Source organism: Amycolatopsis sp. NBC_01286, from assembly GCF_035982555.1.
GTDB lineage: Bacteria > Actinomycetota > Actinomycetes > Mycobacteriales > Pseudonocardiaceae > Amycolatopsis.
Genome location: NZ_CP108428.1, coordinates 3370722 through 3385233, shown reverse-complemented (window position 1 = coordinate 3385233; position 14512 = coordinate 3370722). Strand labels below are relative to the sequence as shown.

Annotated in this window: 15 protein-coding genes; 11 read left to right on the top strand and 4 right to left on the bottom strand. The window is 70.1% G+C overall.

Features of this window, described 5'->3' with window-relative positions:
• Positions 1-29 precede the first annotated feature (29 nt).
• Entirely contained in the window at positions 30-350 is a 321-nt protein-coding gene (locus OG570_RS16500; RefSeq protein WP_326957422.1) for a hypothetical protein, read from the top strand.
• Between the two features lie 4 nt (positions 351-354).
• Here OG570_RS16500 and OG570_RS16495 read toward each other — a convergent pair whose 3' ends face one another.
• Positions 355-1938, bottom strand: coding sequence for an amidohydrolase (locus OG570_RS16495; RefSeq protein WP_326957419.1), 1584 nt, complete (start codon positions 1936-1938; stop codon positions 355-357).
• Between the two features lie 47 nt (positions 1939-1985).
• Here OG570_RS16495 and OG570_RS16490 point away from each other — a divergent pair, with 47 nt between their 5' ends.
• From OG570_RS16490 to OG570_RS16475, 4 genes are read left to right on the top strand one after another with little or no spacing between them, the layout of a single operon-like run.
• Entirely contained in the window at positions 1986-2723 is a 738-nt protein-coding gene (locus OG570_RS16490) for an enoyl-CoA hydratase/isomerase family protein (protein ID WP_326957417.1), read from the top strand.
• A complete protein-coding gene (locus tag OG570_RS16485; RefSeq protein ID WP_326957415.1) occupies positions 2720-4261 on the top strand; it encodes an ATP-dependent acyl-CoA ligase in 1542 nt (513 codons plus the stop codon). Before OG570_RS16490 ends, OG570_RS16485 begins: the two co-directional genes overlap by 4 nt.
• Complete coding sequence (locus OG570_RS16480; RefSeq protein WP_326944630.1) at positions 4252-4893, top strand: TetR/AcrR family transcriptional regulator; 642 nt, start codon at positions 4252-4254, stop codon at positions 4891-4893. The genes OG570_RS16485 and OG570_RS16480 overlap by 10 nt, the downstream gene beginning before the upstream one ends.
• Positions 4894-4951: 58 nt before the next feature.
• A complete protein-coding gene (locus tag OG570_RS16475; RefSeq protein ID WP_247058300.1) occupies positions 4952-5272 on the top strand; it encodes a hypothetical protein in 321 nt (106 codons plus the stop codon).
• A gap of 66 nt (positions 5273-5338) precedes the next feature.
• Here the strand turns inward: OG570_RS16475 and OG570_RS16470 are convergent, their stop codons facing one another.
• On the bottom strand, positions 5339-6508 hold the full coding sequence (locus OG570_RS16470; RefSeq protein WP_326957413.1) for an acyl-CoA dehydrogenase family protein: 1170 nt from the start codon (positions 6506-6508) through the stop codon (positions 5339-5341).
• Positions 6509-6638: 130 nt separating this feature from the next.
• Here OG570_RS16470 and OG570_RS16465 point away from each other — a divergent pair, with 130 nt between their 5' ends.
• Together OG570_RS16465 and OG570_RS16460 are read left to right on the top strand one after the other, a co-directional pair.
• A complete protein-coding gene (locus OG570_RS16465) occupies positions 6639-7325 on the top strand; it encodes a 4'-phosphopantetheinyl transferase family protein (protein WP_326944632.1) in 687 nt (228 codons plus the stop codon).
• A gap of 41 nt (positions 7326-7366) precedes the next feature.
• Entirely contained in the window at positions 7367-7690 is a 324-nt protein-coding gene (locus tag OG570_RS16460) for a DUF6247 family protein (RefSeq protein ID WP_326957411.1), read from the top strand.
• 83 nt (positions 7691-7773) lie between these two features.
• On the opposite strand, the gene OG570_RS16455 is transcribed toward OG570_RS16460, so the two are convergent.
• Complete coding sequence (locus tag OG570_RS16455) at positions 7774-8916, bottom strand: isochorismate synthase (protein ID WP_326957409.1); 1143 nt, start codon at positions 8914-8916, stop codon at positions 7774-7776.
• An 83-nt stretch (positions 8917-8999) separates the two neighbouring features.
• On the bottom strand, positions 9000-9311 hold the full coding sequence (mihF, locus tag OG570_RS16450) for an integration host factor, actinobacterial type (RefSeq protein WP_026468624.1): 312 nt from the start codon (positions 9309-9311) through the stop codon (positions 9000-9002).
• A gap of 444 nt (positions 9312-9755) precedes the next feature.
• On the opposite strand from mihF, the gene OG570_RS16445 reads away from it, so the two are divergent.
• The 4 genes from OG570_RS16445 (at position 9756) to OG570_RS16430 (ending at position 14478) form a co-directional block, all read left to right on the top strand.
• Positions 9756-11384 (top strand): long-chain fatty acid--CoA ligase, encoded by a 1629-nt coding sequence (locus OG570_RS16445; RefSeq protein ID WP_326957407.1) that lies wholly within the window; start codon positions 9756-9758, stop codon positions 11382-11384.
• 102 nt (positions 11385-11486) lie between these two features.
• Positions 11487-12773, top strand: a complete 1287-nt coding sequence (locus OG570_RS16440) for an ABC transporter substrate-binding protein (protein WP_326957405.1) — start codon at positions 11487-11489, stop codon at positions 12771-12773.
• The gene (locus OG570_RS16435; RefSeq protein ID WP_326944636.1) at positions 12770-13666 is read left to right on the top strand and encodes a carbohydrate ABC transporter permease; all 897 of its coding nucleotides are present in this window, start codon (positions 12770-12772) and stop codon (positions 13664-13666) included. The genes OG570_RS16440 and OG570_RS16435 overlap by 4 nt, the downstream gene beginning before the upstream one ends.
• Entirely contained in the window at positions 13663-14478 is an 816-nt protein-coding gene (locus OG570_RS16430; protein ID WP_326957402.1) for a carbohydrate ABC transporter permease, read from the top strand. The genes OG570_RS16435 and OG570_RS16430 overlap by 4 nt, the downstream gene beginning before the upstream one ends.
• The last annotated feature ends 34 nt before the right edge of the window (positions 14479-14512 follow it).

The window sequence follows — 14512 nt, the reverse complement described above, 5'->3', positions numbered from 1 at the left end:
GTTAGGGTCGAGCGCGGAGGAGGTGGTCGATGGCACCGGAGGAGAAATATGAGGACCTGGTCGACGAGTTCACCGGACAACCGGGCATCACGCCACCCGGCGCTACCGGCGGGTTCGGGCGTGGCGCCCTGCGCGTCGGCGGCCGGATCTTCGTGATGTTCGTCCGCGGGCAGCTGGTGCTGAAGCTGCCGGCAGCGCGGGTGGACGAGCTGGTCGACGGCGGGCACGGCGTCCGGTTCGACGCGAACAAGGGCACCCCGATGAAGGAATGGCTGGCCCTGGCGGCGGACTCGCCGCAGCCGTGGCCCGCCCTGGCGAAGGAGGCACTCGAGTTCGTGGGAGGCATGTGAGACATCAGGCCTGGTAACGCAGTTCGCCGCCGACGGCGGTGGCCAGCACGCTCAGGTCGTCCAAAGCGGACTCGTCCAGCGGCGAGCCGGAGAGCACGGCGAAGTCGGCGAGCTTCCCGGGCTCCAGCGTGCCCAGGTCCTGCTCGGTGAAACTCGCGTAGGCCGAGCCGTACGTGTACGCGCGCAGCGCCTGCTCCGGCGTCAGCGCCTCTTCGGGTGTGAAAGGTGCGCCGGACGCCGTCCGCCGGCGCACCATGTCCGCCAGGGCGAGCAGGGGCGCGCCGTCGACCACCGGGCGGTCCGACGACGCCGGGAGCACGCAGCCCGCGTCGAGGACGCTGCGCAGGCGGTAGCACCACGGCACGCGGGCCTCGCCGAGCGCGGCGCGCATCCCGTCGCCGAGCTCGTTGACGAACCGGCCCTGCGGCGAGGCGAGCAGCCCCAGCGAGGCGAGCCGGGTCAGCTCCGCGGGCTGAAGCACCGCGCAGTGCTCGATGCGGTGCCGGTGGTCCGCGCGTGGCGAAGCGGCCAACGCGGCTTCGTACGCGTCGAGGACGACGGTGATCGCGCGGTCGCCGATCGCGTGCGTCGCGATCTGCCAGCCGGCGTCGTGCGCCTTCCGGATCGTGCGGGCGATCTCGTCCTCGGGCACCTGGAAGTAGCCGACGTTGTCCGGCTCGCCGTCGAAGGGTTCGTGCATCGCGCAGGTGCGCCCGACCAGGGAACCGTCGGCGAACAGCTTCATCGGGCCGACGCGCAGCCACTCGTCGCCGAGGCCGGTGCGCAGGCCGAGGTCGAGGCCGAAACCGGCGCCGTCGGGCAGGTCGTGGAGCACGCTCGCGGCGACCATCACCGTGCTGCGCACGCGCAACACGCCGCGATCGCGCGCGACCTGGTAAGCGGCCAGTTCGGCGGGCGTCTCGCCGACCAGCCCGCCGCCGATCCCGGCCTCCTGGACGCTCGTGATGCCCTCGGACAGGTACCGCTCCGACGCCCGGTCGAGGCCGCGGACGACCTGCTCCACCGGTGTCGGGTAGGTCAGCGGCCGCAGCAGCAGCTGGGCCTGCTCGCGCAGCAGCCCGGTCGGCGAGCCGTCAGCGTGCACGACGTCGCCGCCGACCGGCACGTGCGCGAGGTCCAGCTGGTCCAGCACCGCCGAGTTGACCACCGTCATGTGCCCGGACGTGTGCTTGAGCCGGACCAGCATCCCGGGCGCCGCGCGGTCGAGGCCGTGCCGGTCCGGGTGCCCGCCGGCGAGCTTGTTCTGGTCGTACCCGCTCCCGACCACCCAGCTGCCGGGCGGCAGCGTCGCGGCCCGCGCGGCGACGGCGTCGTAGACCTCCTCGACGCTGCGGCAGCCGCCGAGCGGGACGTCGTCGAGGGCCATCCCGAACCAGGCCATGTGGTTGTGCGCGTCGTGGAAGCCGGGCACGACGAACCCGCCGCCGAGGTCGACGCGGCGGCGCGCGGACACCCCGAGAGCGTCCTCCCCCAGCGCGACGACCCGGCCGTGCAGCACAGCGAGTGCGCTGGTCAAGCCCGTGCCCGTCCACACCAGGGCGTTCTCGTAAACCGCATCGACCCGCATGGATCCGAGGCTATCGATCGATCGATCGAACGTCTAGCATCGGCCTCATGCCCACCGTGGACTTCGCCGTCGAAGACGGCATCGCGCACATCCGGCTCAACCGGCCCGAGCGGCTGAACGCGGTCGCCGCCGTGCTGGTCGACGACTTCCTCGCCGCCCTCGACGCCGCCGCCCGCAGTGACGCGCGCGTCGTCGTGCTGTCCGGCAACGGCCGGGCCTTCTGCGCCGGACACGACCTCAAGGAATCCACCCCGGAAGGTGATTCGCGGGCGCGCCTGGACCGGCTCCAGGACGTCACGCGGCGGCTGCGCGCGCTGCGCCAGCCGGTGATCGCCGCGGTGCACGGCTACGCGATCGGCGCGGGCGCCGAGTTCGCGCTCGGCTGCGACCTCATCCTGGCGGCCGAGGACGCGGTGTTCGCGTTCCCCGAGGTCTCGCTGGGCCTGAGCGTCACCGGCGCGGCGTCGCGGCTGCTGCCGCTGCTCGTCGGCCCGCTCAAGGCGAAGGAGCTGCTGCTGCTCGGCGAGCGCTTCGACGGCCGGAAGGCCGCGGAGCTGGGCATGGTCAACGCGGCCGTCCCCGCCGATCAGCTCCAGGCCGAGGCGCGCAGCTGGGCGAAGCGGATCGCCGAGCATCCGCCGGCCGCCGCCGCGATGGCGAAGCGCGTCCTCGACACCCCGATCGACGTCGAGCCCGCGCTGGAGCTGGAAGTCAGCCACGCGCTGATCACCGAGCACTCGGCCGCGGTCGCCGCGTCCACGGAGGCCTTCCGGAGCCGGACGTGACGCCCCTGGCCGAGATCGGGACCCTCGCCCAGCTCGTCACCAGGGCCGCCGAACTGTGGCCTGAGCGCACGGCGTGGATCTTCGACCAAGGCGACCAGCGCTTCACCTTCGCCGAGGTCGACGCCGAAACGTCGCGCATCGCCGCCGCGCTGACCGAACGCGGCGTCGGCCCGGGTGACCGGGTCGCCGTGATGCTGCGCAACGTGCCCGCGTTCCCGCTGATCTGGCTCGGCCTGGCCAAGATCGGCGCGCTGCTGGTGCCGATCAACACGAACTACCGCGAGTTCGACGGCGCCCACGTGCTCCGCCACTCCGGCGCCCGGCTCGCGATCGCCGCCGAGGAGTTCGTGGACCTGCTCACGCGCATCGCCCCGGAAACCAGCCTCGCCGAAGTCGTCACTCCGGACGCGCTCCAAGCGGCACTTTCACGTGAAAGTGCCGCTTTCACGCCGGTGCCGGAAACGCCGGTGAACCTCCAGTACACGTCGGGCACGACCGGCGCCCCCAAGGGCTGCGTGCTGCCGAACCGGTACTGGACCACCCTCGCGGTCAGCCTCGCCACGGACTTCCCGGCCGTCGGCGCGGACGACGTCATCCTGACCGCGCAACCGTTCCACTACATCGATCCACAGTGGAACGTCGCGCTGGGCCTGGCCGGCGGCGCCACGCTCGTCGTGCTGGACCGGTTCCACCCCAGCACGTTCTGGGCGAAGGTCCGCGAGCACGGCGTCACGTGGTTCTACTGCCTGGGCCTGATGCCGGCGCTGCTGCTGCGCCAGGAGCCGGCCGACGCCGATCGCGATCACAAGGTCCGCGCGATCTGCGCGTCCGCGATCCCGCTCGACCTGCACGCCGAGCTGGAGCAGCGCTGGGGCGTGCCGTGGTTCGAGGCGTTCGGGATGACCGAGACGGGCGGCGACATCCGGGTGGGCGCCGCCGACCACGACGAGACCGTCGGCACCGGCTGCATCGGCCGGCCGAGCCGCGACCGCGAGGTGATGATCGCCGGGCCCGACGGGGAACCGTTGCCGCGCGGGGAAACCGGGCAACTGCTGATCCGCGGGATCGGCCTGATGCACGGCTACCACGCGGACCCGGTCGCGACGGCGAAAGCGTTCGAGAACGGCTGGTTCCACACCGGCGACCTCGCCCGGATGGACGACGCGGGCCGCGTCTACTACGTCGGCCGCACGAAGGACATGATCCGCCGCAGCGGCGAGAACGTCTCCGCCGACGAGGTCGAACGCGCGCTGCTGCTGCACCCGGCGGTGCGCGTGGCGGCCGTCATCGCGGTGCCGGACGAGCTGCGCGGCGAGGAGATCAAGGCGTACGTCGTGTGCGACGGCGAGCGTCCCGAACCGGCCGCGCTGACGGCGTTCTGCGCGGAAAAGCTGGCCTACTTCAAGGTTCCCCGGTTCTGGGCGTTCGCCGACGAGCTGCCGCTGACGCCGTCGGAGCGCGTCGCCAAGGGCGAGCTGCGGAAGGTGGCCGACCTGCGCGCCGGCGCCTGGGACACGAAGGTGGAGAGATGGCTGTGAGCAGTCGCGACCGGGTGCGCGCGGCGGCCGTGAAACTGTTCGCCACCAAGGGTTTCCACGGCACCGGCATCCGGGATCTGGCCCAGGAGGCGGAACTTTCGTCGGCGAGCCTGTACCACTACATGGGCACCAAGGAGGATCTGCTCGCGGAAATCATGCACACCGCGCTGACCCGCCTCCTCGACGCCGCCCGCGAAGCGACCGCCGGCAGCCCCGACCCGGTGCACCGGCTGCGCACGCTGGTGGCCCTGCACGTGCTCGCGCACGCGGTCGGCCCGGCGGAAACCCGGGTGGTGGACAACGAAGTCGACGTCCTGTCCCCGGCGGCGCGCGAGCCGGTCGTGGCGCTGCGCGACGGTTACGAGCGGCTTTGGGCCGCGGCCATCGACGAAGGCGTCGCGGCCGGGGTGTTCCACACCGAACACCCGGCGGTGACCCGGCTGGCGCTGCTGGAGATGTGCAGTGGTGTCGCGCGGTGGTATTCCCCGCGCGGCCCGCTCGCGCTGGACCAGCTCGCGGAGCACTACGCGGAGCTGGCGTCGCGGGCGCTGGGCTGCACGTCGGCTCCCGGCGTGAGCAACCTGGCCCGGTGCCGCGAAATCATCGCCAAAGAGTGGGGGCTGTCCGTTTAGCGCCGGTTTTACCTGAGTACGCCTTGCTCAGACGGCGCGCGTGGGGGACGCTCGAAGGGTGACTGAGGAAACGATCCAACTGGAACTGGACGACTCGGGTCTCGCGCCGGGCCTCCCGACGCCGGCAAACCCCCGCGATCAGGTGCAGGACGTGCCCTACCGCCCGGTCGAGTTCCGCGATGACGATCTCCCCACCGCCCTGGAGCGGTGCTCCAAGTGGCTACGGCAGGCGCAGGAGTGGCTGGGCGAGCCCCTCGACGTCCTGGCCATCCACCTCGACTACGACGACCGCCAGGGTTCGCCGTACTACGACGTGAAGCTGCTGTGCAACGAAGAGGACCTGGCCGGCGTACCGATCGCCATCCGCAACAAGAAGTAGCTCCAACCGCCGTCAAGGCCACTTCCCGGAGTTCGGGAGGTGGCCTTGACCGCGTTCCGGGGGTCCTCAGCCGAGGACGCCGCCGACCTTCACGTGCCCCTTGAGCAGGTTGCGCGCGATCGTGCGGCGCTGGATCTCGTCCGTGCCCTCGTAGATGCGCAGCAGCCGCAGCTCGCGGTACCAGCGCTCGACCGGCAGTTCCCGCGTGTAACCCATGCCGCCGTGGATCTGCATGACGCGGTCGACGATTTCGTTGGCCTTCTGGCCGCCGTACAGCTTCGCCATCGACTGCGCGTGCCGCGAGTCGACGCCCTGGTCGACCTGCCAGGCGGCGCTGAGCACCAGCCAGCGCAGGGCTTCCAGCTCGACGCCGGAGTCGGCGATCATCCACTGGATGGCCTGCCGCTCGGCGATCTTCTGTCCGAACGTCTCCCGGGTGTTGGCGTACTCGATGGCCATCGAGATCAGCCGCTCGCACGAACCGATCGCGCGCGCCGGCAGCAGGTAGCGGCCCTGGCCGATCCACTGCATGGCCAGCTCGAAGCCGCGGCCTTCCTCACCGAGGATCTGCGTTTCGGGGACGCGGACGTCCTGGAAGATCAGCGACGCCGGGCCCCACTCGCCCATGGTGTCGATGTACTCGGACTTCCAGCCGGCCTCGCGGTCGACCAGGAAGCACGTAACACCGCCGTTCGCGCCCTTTTCGGGGTCGGTGATGGCGAAGACCATGGTGAAGTCGGCTTCGTTGCCGCCGGTGATGAAGGTCTTCTCGCCGTTGATGACCCAGTCCGTGCCGTCCTTGCGCGCCGTCGCCCGGATGGCCTTCGCGTCGGATCCGGCGCCCGGCTCGGTGATCGCGAAGCAGGACTTGCGCTCGCCCGAGATGGTCGGCAGCAGGTAGGCCTGCTTCTGCTCCTCGTTGGCGTGGAACAGGATGTTGTCCGCGGCGCCGCCGAAGCGGAACGGCACGAAGGTGCGGCCCAGCTCGGCTTCGAGCAGCGCGGCCATCACGGCGGACATGCCCATGCCGCCGTACTCCTCCGGCGTCAGGATGCCCCAGAAGCCGGACTCCTTGGCCTTCAGCTGGAGGTCCTTCAGCTCCTCGCCGGTGAGGCCGGGCTGGTGCGCGCGCTCGCGCCGCAGGACCTCCTGCTCGAGCGGAACCAGCTCGCGCTGGACGAACGTGCGGACCCAGTCGCGCACTTCCCGTTCTTCGGTGCTGAGAGAAAAGTCCATGGGTGAGCTGCTCCTCCGACACTGGCTAAGCGCTTGCTTAGTCAAGAGTACCCGCTGAGTGTGGCATTACCCCAGTCCTGCACCCGAATTCGTGACAACCGGCCTGGCACCGGGAAGGATCGGGGGTGTGATGGAGATCGTGGTCCGCTGGTCAGCGCCGTTGCCCGCCGAGCCGCGCTTCCTGCGCCTGCTGGACGACGTCGAGCAGGACCGCTTCGGGGCGTACCGGCAGGACGCGGACAAACGCCGGTTCCTCACCGGCCGCGTCCTGGCGAAGACGGTCACGGCCGAGCGGCTGGGCATCCCGCTGGAGTCGGTGAAGTTCGACGCGACCTGCGACGACTGCGGCAAGCCGCACGGCAGGCCACGCATCCCGGGCGCGGACCTGACGTTGTCCATCTCACACTCGGGCGACCTGATCGGCCTCGCGGCCACCCCGGCGGTCCCGGTCGGCCTCGACGTCGAGACGGCGACGCGCAAGGCCGACGAGGGCCTCATCGAGTACGCGCTGAGCCCCGCCGAGGCCCAGCACCTGACCGGACTGTCGGGCGAAGAGAAGGCGCGCGCGTTCTTCGTCTACTGGACGCGCAAGGAAGCGGTGATGAAGGCCACGGGCAAGGGCCTGAAGATCCCGCTGCAGAGCATCACGTTCTCCCGCTACGACGAGCCGGCCCGCCTGCTCGCCTCGGGCGACCCGGCCCTGGACCCGGCCCGCACGAGCCTGACGGACCTGAAGGCTGCAGACGGCTACCGCGCGGCGATCGCCGTCCTGACCACCGAAGAGCTGTCGGTGACCGAGGAACACTGGGTGCCCTGACAAAGACACGGAGTAGCGGCTCCCGCCGCTACAGTGACCTCATGTCCACCGCAGCCATGGAACCGGAACCGGAGTTCGGTACGAGCACGTCGCCGTCCGCTATCCGATCGGCCCTGCTGCCGGAGGACGTGGCCGAATTCGATCGCGACTACGAACACGCGTTCGACGTCGCCCGTCGGGACCTGAGCCTGACCGACCTGGTCGAGACCCTCGCCTCGTGGAGCCGGGTGGCTCGCAGCACGCAGGCCGACCCGGCCGCGCACCGGCGGATGCTCCAGGCTGCGGACAAGACCCTTCAGACCGGGCAAGCGCCGGCCGGCAGCCGGTCGTGGAGCAAGTTCAAGACGGAGCTCGGCCTGCAGTAGTGGCTTACGACATCGAGGTCTACCCCGAAGTACAGGACCAGATTCGAGCACTGCCACGGCTGGCTTTCCGGCCCTGGCCGAAGCTACGTGATCGAGTCTTCCAGGCCCATCGCCGTCAGCAGGGTCCGGAACTTCGCCGTCGTCTCGTCCAGTTCCGCCCTCGGGTCCGATGCCGGGACGATGCCGCCGCCCGCGTACAGCCGCATCGACGTCGAGGCGATCTCGGCGCAGCGGATCGCCACCGCCCACTCGCCGTCGCCCGTGGCGTCGACCCAGCCGACCGCGCCCGCGTAGTAGTCGCGGTCGAACGGCTCCAGCTCCTGGACCAGGTCGCGGGCGCCCTCGGTCGGGGTGCCGCAGATCGCCGGGGTCGGGTGCAGGGCCGCCGCGAGGTCGAGGGCGGTGACGTCCGGGTCGGCCAGCTCGCCGGTGATCGGCGTGCGCAGGTGCCAGATGGCCGGCGTCGTCACCAGCTCGGGCTCGGCCGGGACCTCCAGCGTCCGGCAGAACGGCCGCAGCGCCTCGACGACGTAGTCGATGACCACGGCGTGCTCGAGCTGGTCCTTGCGGGACGTCCGCAGCGCCTCGCCGTTGGCCCGGTCGGTCGCCGGGTCGGCCGAGCGCGGCATCGAGCCGGCGTGCGGGCTGGAGAAGACCGTCGACCCGGTGCGGCGCAGCAGCAGCTCGGGCGTCGCGCCGACGAGCGTCCGGCCGCCGGGCAGCTCGGCCGCGTAGGTGAAGTGCCGGGGATTGCCGACCGCCAGGTTGCGCACGATGCTTTCGGCGACCAGGGGGGCGGCGAACTCGAGGTCGAGCGCGCGGGCCAGGACGGCTTTCCGCAGGTCACGCTCACGAAGAGCGTCGACGGCGGCGCGCACCGAAGCCATGTGCTGCTCGGGTGAGGGCACCGCACGCACGCGCGACGGCGCCGGCAGGACCTCACGGGGCAGCGAAGGAGCGCCTTCGGACCGGTGGACGGTCCGCGGCACGACCAGGTGACCCGGCACCTTCGTGTCGGGCCCGGTGTCGAACGGCAGGACGCCTACCGCCAGCGGGGCGCCGGTCTCGGCGAGGACGCCGGGAAGCACCGCGGCGAGCCGCCGGGGGTCCGTCTCGGTGACGGTCCGGAGGGTGCCCTGCGCCAGGAGTGCGCGCCGGGCGGTCGTGAACAGGAAGTCGCCGCGCTGGTAGCGAGCGGCCAGATCAACGGCAGGGAGTTCGTCCACCACTCCAGAGTCCCAGGATCCGGGAGATCCGCGAGGGAAGTGTCACGAGCGACACTCCCCCCGCGGTCAGCTCCTGGTGACGGCTACTTGAGCGCGTCGATGAGCGCCTCGCGCTGGCGCTCGCCCAGGCCGGCGGCGCGCCGGTCCGGGTCGATGCCGGCCTGCTCGAGCAGGGCGGCGACCTTCACCGCGCCGAGGCCGGGAACGGCCTTCAGCAGCTGGGTGACCTTCGTCTTCCCGATCGTCTTGTTCTCCTTGGCCTGCTTGAGCACCTTTTCGATGCTCTCCTTGCCGGACTTGATCGACGCGAGCAGCTCCGAACGCGCCTTGCGAGCCTCGGCCGCCTTGGCGAGTGCATCGGCGCGCTGCTCCGGAGTCAACGTAGGCAGAGCCAACGTAGTAGTCCTTTCCTCTCAGGTCTCCGCTTTCGCGGCCGACGGCTTTTTGCTGTGCTTGCTGCTGCAAGCGCTGGCCAGCCGTCCCTTACCACGGCCCCAGTAAACGCCACCGGGATCGCGGCCGTGCAACCGACACGCACTTATTACCCCTGGAGGTGATGCCGGGCAACCCGCTCCGGCCTGCGGAAACGCTCCCAATCCGCGTCCCGAGTGGCCTGACTCACCCGGAAGTGAAGCCTCCACTACGCCCCGAATCCGCGCTTATTTCCTTACATACAAGGAAAAGGGCCAGATCCGATGATCATGATCACCGTTCGGTCGTCCCGCGATCGGGCGACGACCGTGACCGAACGGAGCCATTGTTGACCATGCCCGCTTCACCCGATCCGCACTAGAGTCGGCTCAACCCCAGTTCACCGGCGAACACCCCCGGGAGTGACCATGTTGAGCACCATGCAGGACGGCCAGCTGTCGCTGGCGAACCTGCTCCGCCACGGCACGTCGGTGCACTCGGCGAGCGAAGTCGTCACCTGGACCGGTTCAGAAGCCCGGCGCGAGACCTACGGCGAGCTGGGCCGCAACGCCGCCCGCCTCGCGAACGCGCTCCGGAGCCTCGGCATCACCGGCGACCAGCGCGTCGGCACGTTCATGTGGAACAACGCCGAGCACCTGGCCACCTACTTGGCCGTCCCGGCCATGGGCGCCGTGCTGCACACCCTGAACATCCGGCTGTTCCCCGAGCAGCTGGTCTTCGTGGCCAACCACGCCGAGGACCAGGTCGTCATCGTCGACGGCACGCTGGTGCCGCTGCTGGCCAAGCAGCTGCCGGAGTTCAAGACCGTCCGGCACGTCATCGTGGCCAACGGCGACGCGTCGGCGCTCGAAGCCCCGGCCGGCGTCGAGGTGCACTCCTACGCCGAACTGCTGGCCGCGCAGCCGGACACCTTCGACTGGCCGGAGATCGACGAGCGCTCCGCGGCCGCGATGTGTTACACGTCGGGCACCACGGGTGACCCCAAGGGCGTCGTCTACTCGCACCGGTCGATCTGGCTGCACTCGATGCAGGTCTGCATGAGCGACAGCATGAACCTCGCCCAGCACGACAAGGCGCTGGCCATCGTGCCGATGTTCCACGCGATGGCGTGGGGCCTGCCGTACGCGGCGCTGATGGTCGGCGCGACGCTGGTCATGCCGGACCGCTTTCTCCAGCCCGCCCCGATCGCCGCGCTGCTGGCCGAGGTCAAACCGACGTTCGCCGGCGCGGTCCCGACCGTCTGGCAGGGCCTGCTCGCCCACCTCGAAGCGCACCCGCAGGACATCTCGCACCTGCGTGAGGTCGTGGTCGGTGGTTCGGCGGTGCCGCCGTCGCTGATGCACGCGTTCCAGGAGCGCCACAACGTGCCGATCCTGCACGCCTGGGGCATGACCGAGACGTCGCCGCTGGGCAGCGTCGCGCGGCCGCCGGCGTCGGCGACCGGTGACGAGGCCTGGCGCTACCGCTACACGCAGGGCCGCTTCCCGGCGTCCGTGCGGGCCCGGCTCATCGGCGACTCGGGCGAGGTGCTGCCCTGGGACAACGAGGCCGTCGGCGAGCTGGAGGTCCAGGGCCCGTGGATCGCCGGGCAGTACTACGGCGGGCAGGACATCGACCCGGAGAAGTTCCACGACGGCTGGCTGCGCACCGGTGACGTCGGCAAGGTGAGCTCGGACGGCTTCCTGACGCTGACCGACCGCGCCAAGGACGTCATCAAGTCCGGCGGCGAGTGGATCTCGTCGGTCGACCTGGAGAACCAGGTCATGGGCCACCCGGCGGTGGCCGAGGCCGCGGTCGTCGGCATCCCGGACGAGAAGTGGGACGAGCGGCCGCTGGTCGCCGTCGTGCTCAAGGAAGGCCAGACGGCGACGCCCGAGGAGCTGCGCGAGTTCCTCAGCGACAAGGTCGCGAAGTGGCAGCTGCCGGAAAACTGGACCTTCGTGGACGAAGTGCCCAAGACGAGCGTCGGCAAGTTCGACAAGAAGCGGATCCGCGCGTCCTACTCCGAGGGAAAGCTCGACATCTCACAGCTCTAACGGGTAAATCTCCGGCGTGGCTTCAGTTCCGTGAATGCCACATTGAGGGACTCTGTGTCCCTCGATGTGGCATTCACGGACGTACGCGGAGGAGTACTGGGGATGCGGAACAGACGTAGTTTTCTCGCGCTCGCGGGGGTCGGAGCGCTCGTCGCGGCGTGCGGGTCCAACACCGGGCGGCAGGGTGACCCACCCGCGTCGACGGCGTACTCGGCGGGACCGCCGCCGTCCGACGCCCCGAAGGTCGGCCTGCAGCAGTGGTACCACGCGTACGGCGAGGACGGCGTCCAGGAAGCCGTCAAGCGCTATGCCGCGACCTACCCCGGCGCCGCCGTCACCGTGCAGTGGAACCCCGGCGACTACGACTCGAAGATCGTCACCGCGCTGCAGAACAGCAAGGTGCCGGACGTCTTCGAGGCGCAGGTGAAGATCGACTGGGTGCGGCAGAACCAGGTCGTCGCGCTCGACGACGTCATCGGGCCGGTGAAGGGCGACTTCAGCCCGGCCGTGCTGGCCGCGCAGACCGTCGAAGGCAAGGTCTACGGCATCCCGCAGGCCACCGACACGCAGGTGCTCTTCTACCGCAAGAGCCTGCTGCAGGCGGCCGGCGTGCAGCCGCCGCAGACCGTCGACGAGCTGATCGACGCGGCGGCGAAGCTCACGAAGGACGGCGTCAAGGGCTTCTTCGCGGGCAACGACGGCGGCGTCGGCGTGCTCACCGGCCCGCTGCTGTGGTCGGCCGGCCTCGACTACCTGAAGAACGGCAACCGCGAGGTCGGCTTCGACGACCCGCGCGCGGCGACCGCCCTGGCCAAGCTGCACACGCTCAACACCAACGGCTCGCTGCTGCTCGGCGCGCCCGCCGACTGGTCGGACCCGGGCGCGTTCATCGACGGGCTGGCCGCGATGCAGTGGACCGGGCTGTGGAACGTGCCGAAGATCCGCGACGCGTTCGACGACGACTTCGGCGTGCTGCCCTTCCCCAAGCTCGACGGCAGCGGCGCGCCGTCGGTGCCGGTCGGCGCGTACGGCGCGATGATCAACGCCAAGAGCGCGCACGTCGCCGAGGCGAAGGCGTTCGTCAAGTGGCTGTGGGTCGACCAGACGCAGGACCAGCTGGAGTTCGCGACGAAGTTCGGCTTCCACGTCCCGGCACGCCAGAGCCTGATCGACCGCGCGGACAGCCTCAAGTCCGGCCCGGCCGCCGACGCCGCTCGCTTCGTCAAGGAGAACAGCCACCTGGTCGGCGGTCCCGTGTGGACCCAGCAGGCGAACACGGCGCTGTCCGACGCGGCGGCGAAGATCGCGAAGGAGGGGGCGGACCCGGCCGCGCAGGTGAAGACGGCGGTCGGGGTCGCGCAGGCCGAGCTCAAGCGCCTGTTCGGATGAAGCGGCGCGATGCGCGCGCGTTCTGGCTGTTCGTCGGGCCGTTCCTGCTGGGGCTGGCGGTGTTCGCGTACCTGCCGATCGGCTGGAGCGCGTACCTGTCGTTCTTCGACGCGCGCAACACCGTCACGCCGACGCGGTTCGTCGGGCTGGACAACTACGGGCACATGCTCACCGACGAGCCGTTCCTGTCCAGCCTCGGCACGTTCAGCGTGTTCGCGCTGTTCATCGTGCCGCTGACGTTCGTCCTGTCGCTGGCGCTCGCGCTCGGCGTCAACCAGCTGCGGTTCGCGCGCGCGTTCTTCCGGTCGGTGTTCTTCCTGCCGTTCGCGTGCTCGTACGTCGTGGCGTCGCTGATCTGGAAGACGTCGCTGTTCTCCGGTGTCCGGTACGGCCTGGCGAACACGGTGCTGTCGCTGTTCGGCGCCGACCCGGTGGCCTGGACCGGCACGGTCCACCCGCCGCTGTACTGGATCGTGCTGGTGACGGCACGGCTGTGGCTGCAGCTCGGGTTCTATATGATTCTGTTCATCGCGGCGCTGCAACGGATCCCGGTCCACCTGTACGAAGCGGCGTGGCTCGACGGCGCGAAGCCGGGCTGGCAGGTGTTCCGGTACGTCACGCTGCCCCAGCTGCGCGCGACGGCCGTGGCGGTGCTGCTGCTGAACCTGATCAACGCGTACCAGGCGTTCGACGAGTTCTACAACATCATGGGGGACGCCCGCGGCTACCCGCCGTTCGCGCGGCCGCCGTTGGTCTACCTGTATTACACATCCCTGGGCTCGGGCGGCCAGGACCTCGGCCGCGGCAGCGCGGGCGCGGTGATCCTGGCGCTGATCATCGCTCTGGTGACGCTGCTGCAGGGGCGCGTCCTGCGGTTCGGACGTGCGTCATGAGAGCGTTCCTCCGCTGGACGGCGCTGATCATCGCGGCCGTGCTGTTCCTGCTGCCGTTCTACCTGCTGCTGCGCAACGGCCTGGCCTCGCGCGCGGAGATCACCGCTCCACGGTGGACGTTCTTCCCGTCCACAGTGCACTGGGAGAACTTCGCCAAGCTCTTCGCCTCGGACGACGTCCCCTTCGCGAGGAGCTTGCTGAACTCGGCGATCGTGGCGGTGCTGCAGACGGTCGGCCTGCTGGTGCTGTGCTCGCTGGCGGGCTACGGCCTGGCGCGCATCCCGTACCGGCATTCCGGGATCGTGTTCTACGCGGTGCTGGCGACGCTGATGATCCCGACGTCGGTGACGTTCGTGCCGAGCTTCGTGGTGGTCTCGACACTCGGCTGGCTGTCGGACTTCCGCGGCCTGGTGATCCCGGGCTTGTTCAGCGCGTTCAGCGTCTTCCTGTTCCGGCAGTACTTCCTGGACTTCCCCCGCGAGCTGGAGGAGGCGGGCCGGGTGGACGGCCTCACCCGCTGGGGTGTGTTCTGGCGCATCGTGGTCCCGAACTCCCGCGGCTTCTTCGCGGCGATCGCGGTGATCACGGTGATCGGCAGCTGGAACGCGTTCCTGTGGCCGTTGATCATCGCCCAGTCGCCGGATTCGTGGACGGTCCAAGTGGCACTGTCAGGCCTGCTGACAGCCCAGAACCCGCAGTTGAACCTGCTGTTCCTGGCGGCGGCGGTCTCGATCCTGCCGATCGTGCTGCTGTTCGCGTTCCTGCAGCGGTACCTGGTGCAGGGGGTGACGGAGTCGGGCCTGAAGGGCTGAGTAACGACCGGGGCCACCGGAACGACTTCGGGTT

Bases quoted from the DNA above. Each gene is read 5' to 3' on its own strand.
- OG570_RS16500 (WP_326957422.1), top strand. From the start codon at position 30: ATGGCACCGGAGGAGAAATATGAGGACCTGGTCGACGAGTTCACCGGA.
- OG570_RS16495 (WP_326957419.1), bottom strand. From the start codon at position 1,938: ATGCGGGTCGATGCGGTTTACGAGAACGCCCTGGTGTGGACGGGCACG.
- OG570_RS16490 (WP_326957417.1), top strand. From the start codon at position 1,986: ATGCCCACCGTGGACTTCGCCGTCGAAGACGGCATCGCGCACATCCGG.
- OG570_RS16480 (WP_326944630.1), top strand. From the start codon at position 4,252: ATGGCTGTGAGCAGTCGCGACCGGGTGCGCGCGGCGGCCGTGAAACTG.
- OG570_RS16470 (WP_326957413.1), bottom strand. From the start codon at position 6,508: ATGGACTTTTCTCTCAGCACCGAAGAACGGGAAGTGCGCGACTGGGTC.
- OG570_RS16465 (WP_326944632.1), top strand. From the start codon at position 6,639: ATGGAGATCGTGGTCCGCTGGTCAGCGCCGTTGCCCGCCGAGCCGCGC.
- OG570_RS16460 (WP_326957411.1), top strand. From the start codon at position 7,367: ATGTCCACCGCAGCCATGGAACCGGAACCGGAGTTCGGTACGAGCACG.
- OG570_RS16445 (WP_326957407.1), top strand. From the start codon at position 9,756: ATGTTGAGCACCATGCAGGACGGCCAGCTGTCGCTGGCGAACCTGCTC.
- OG570_RS16440 (WP_326957405.1), top strand. From the start codon at position 11,487: ATGCGGAACAGACGTAGTTTTCTCGCGCTCGCGGGGGTCGGAGCGCTC.
- OG570_RS16435 (WP_326944636.1), top strand. From the start codon at position 12,770: ATGAAGCGGCGCGATGCGCGCGCGTTCTGGCTGTTCGTCGGGCCGTTC.
- OG570_RS16430 (WP_326957402.1), top strand. From the start codon at position 13,663: ATGAGAGCGTTCCTCCGCTGGACGGCGCTGATCATCGCGGCCGTGCTG.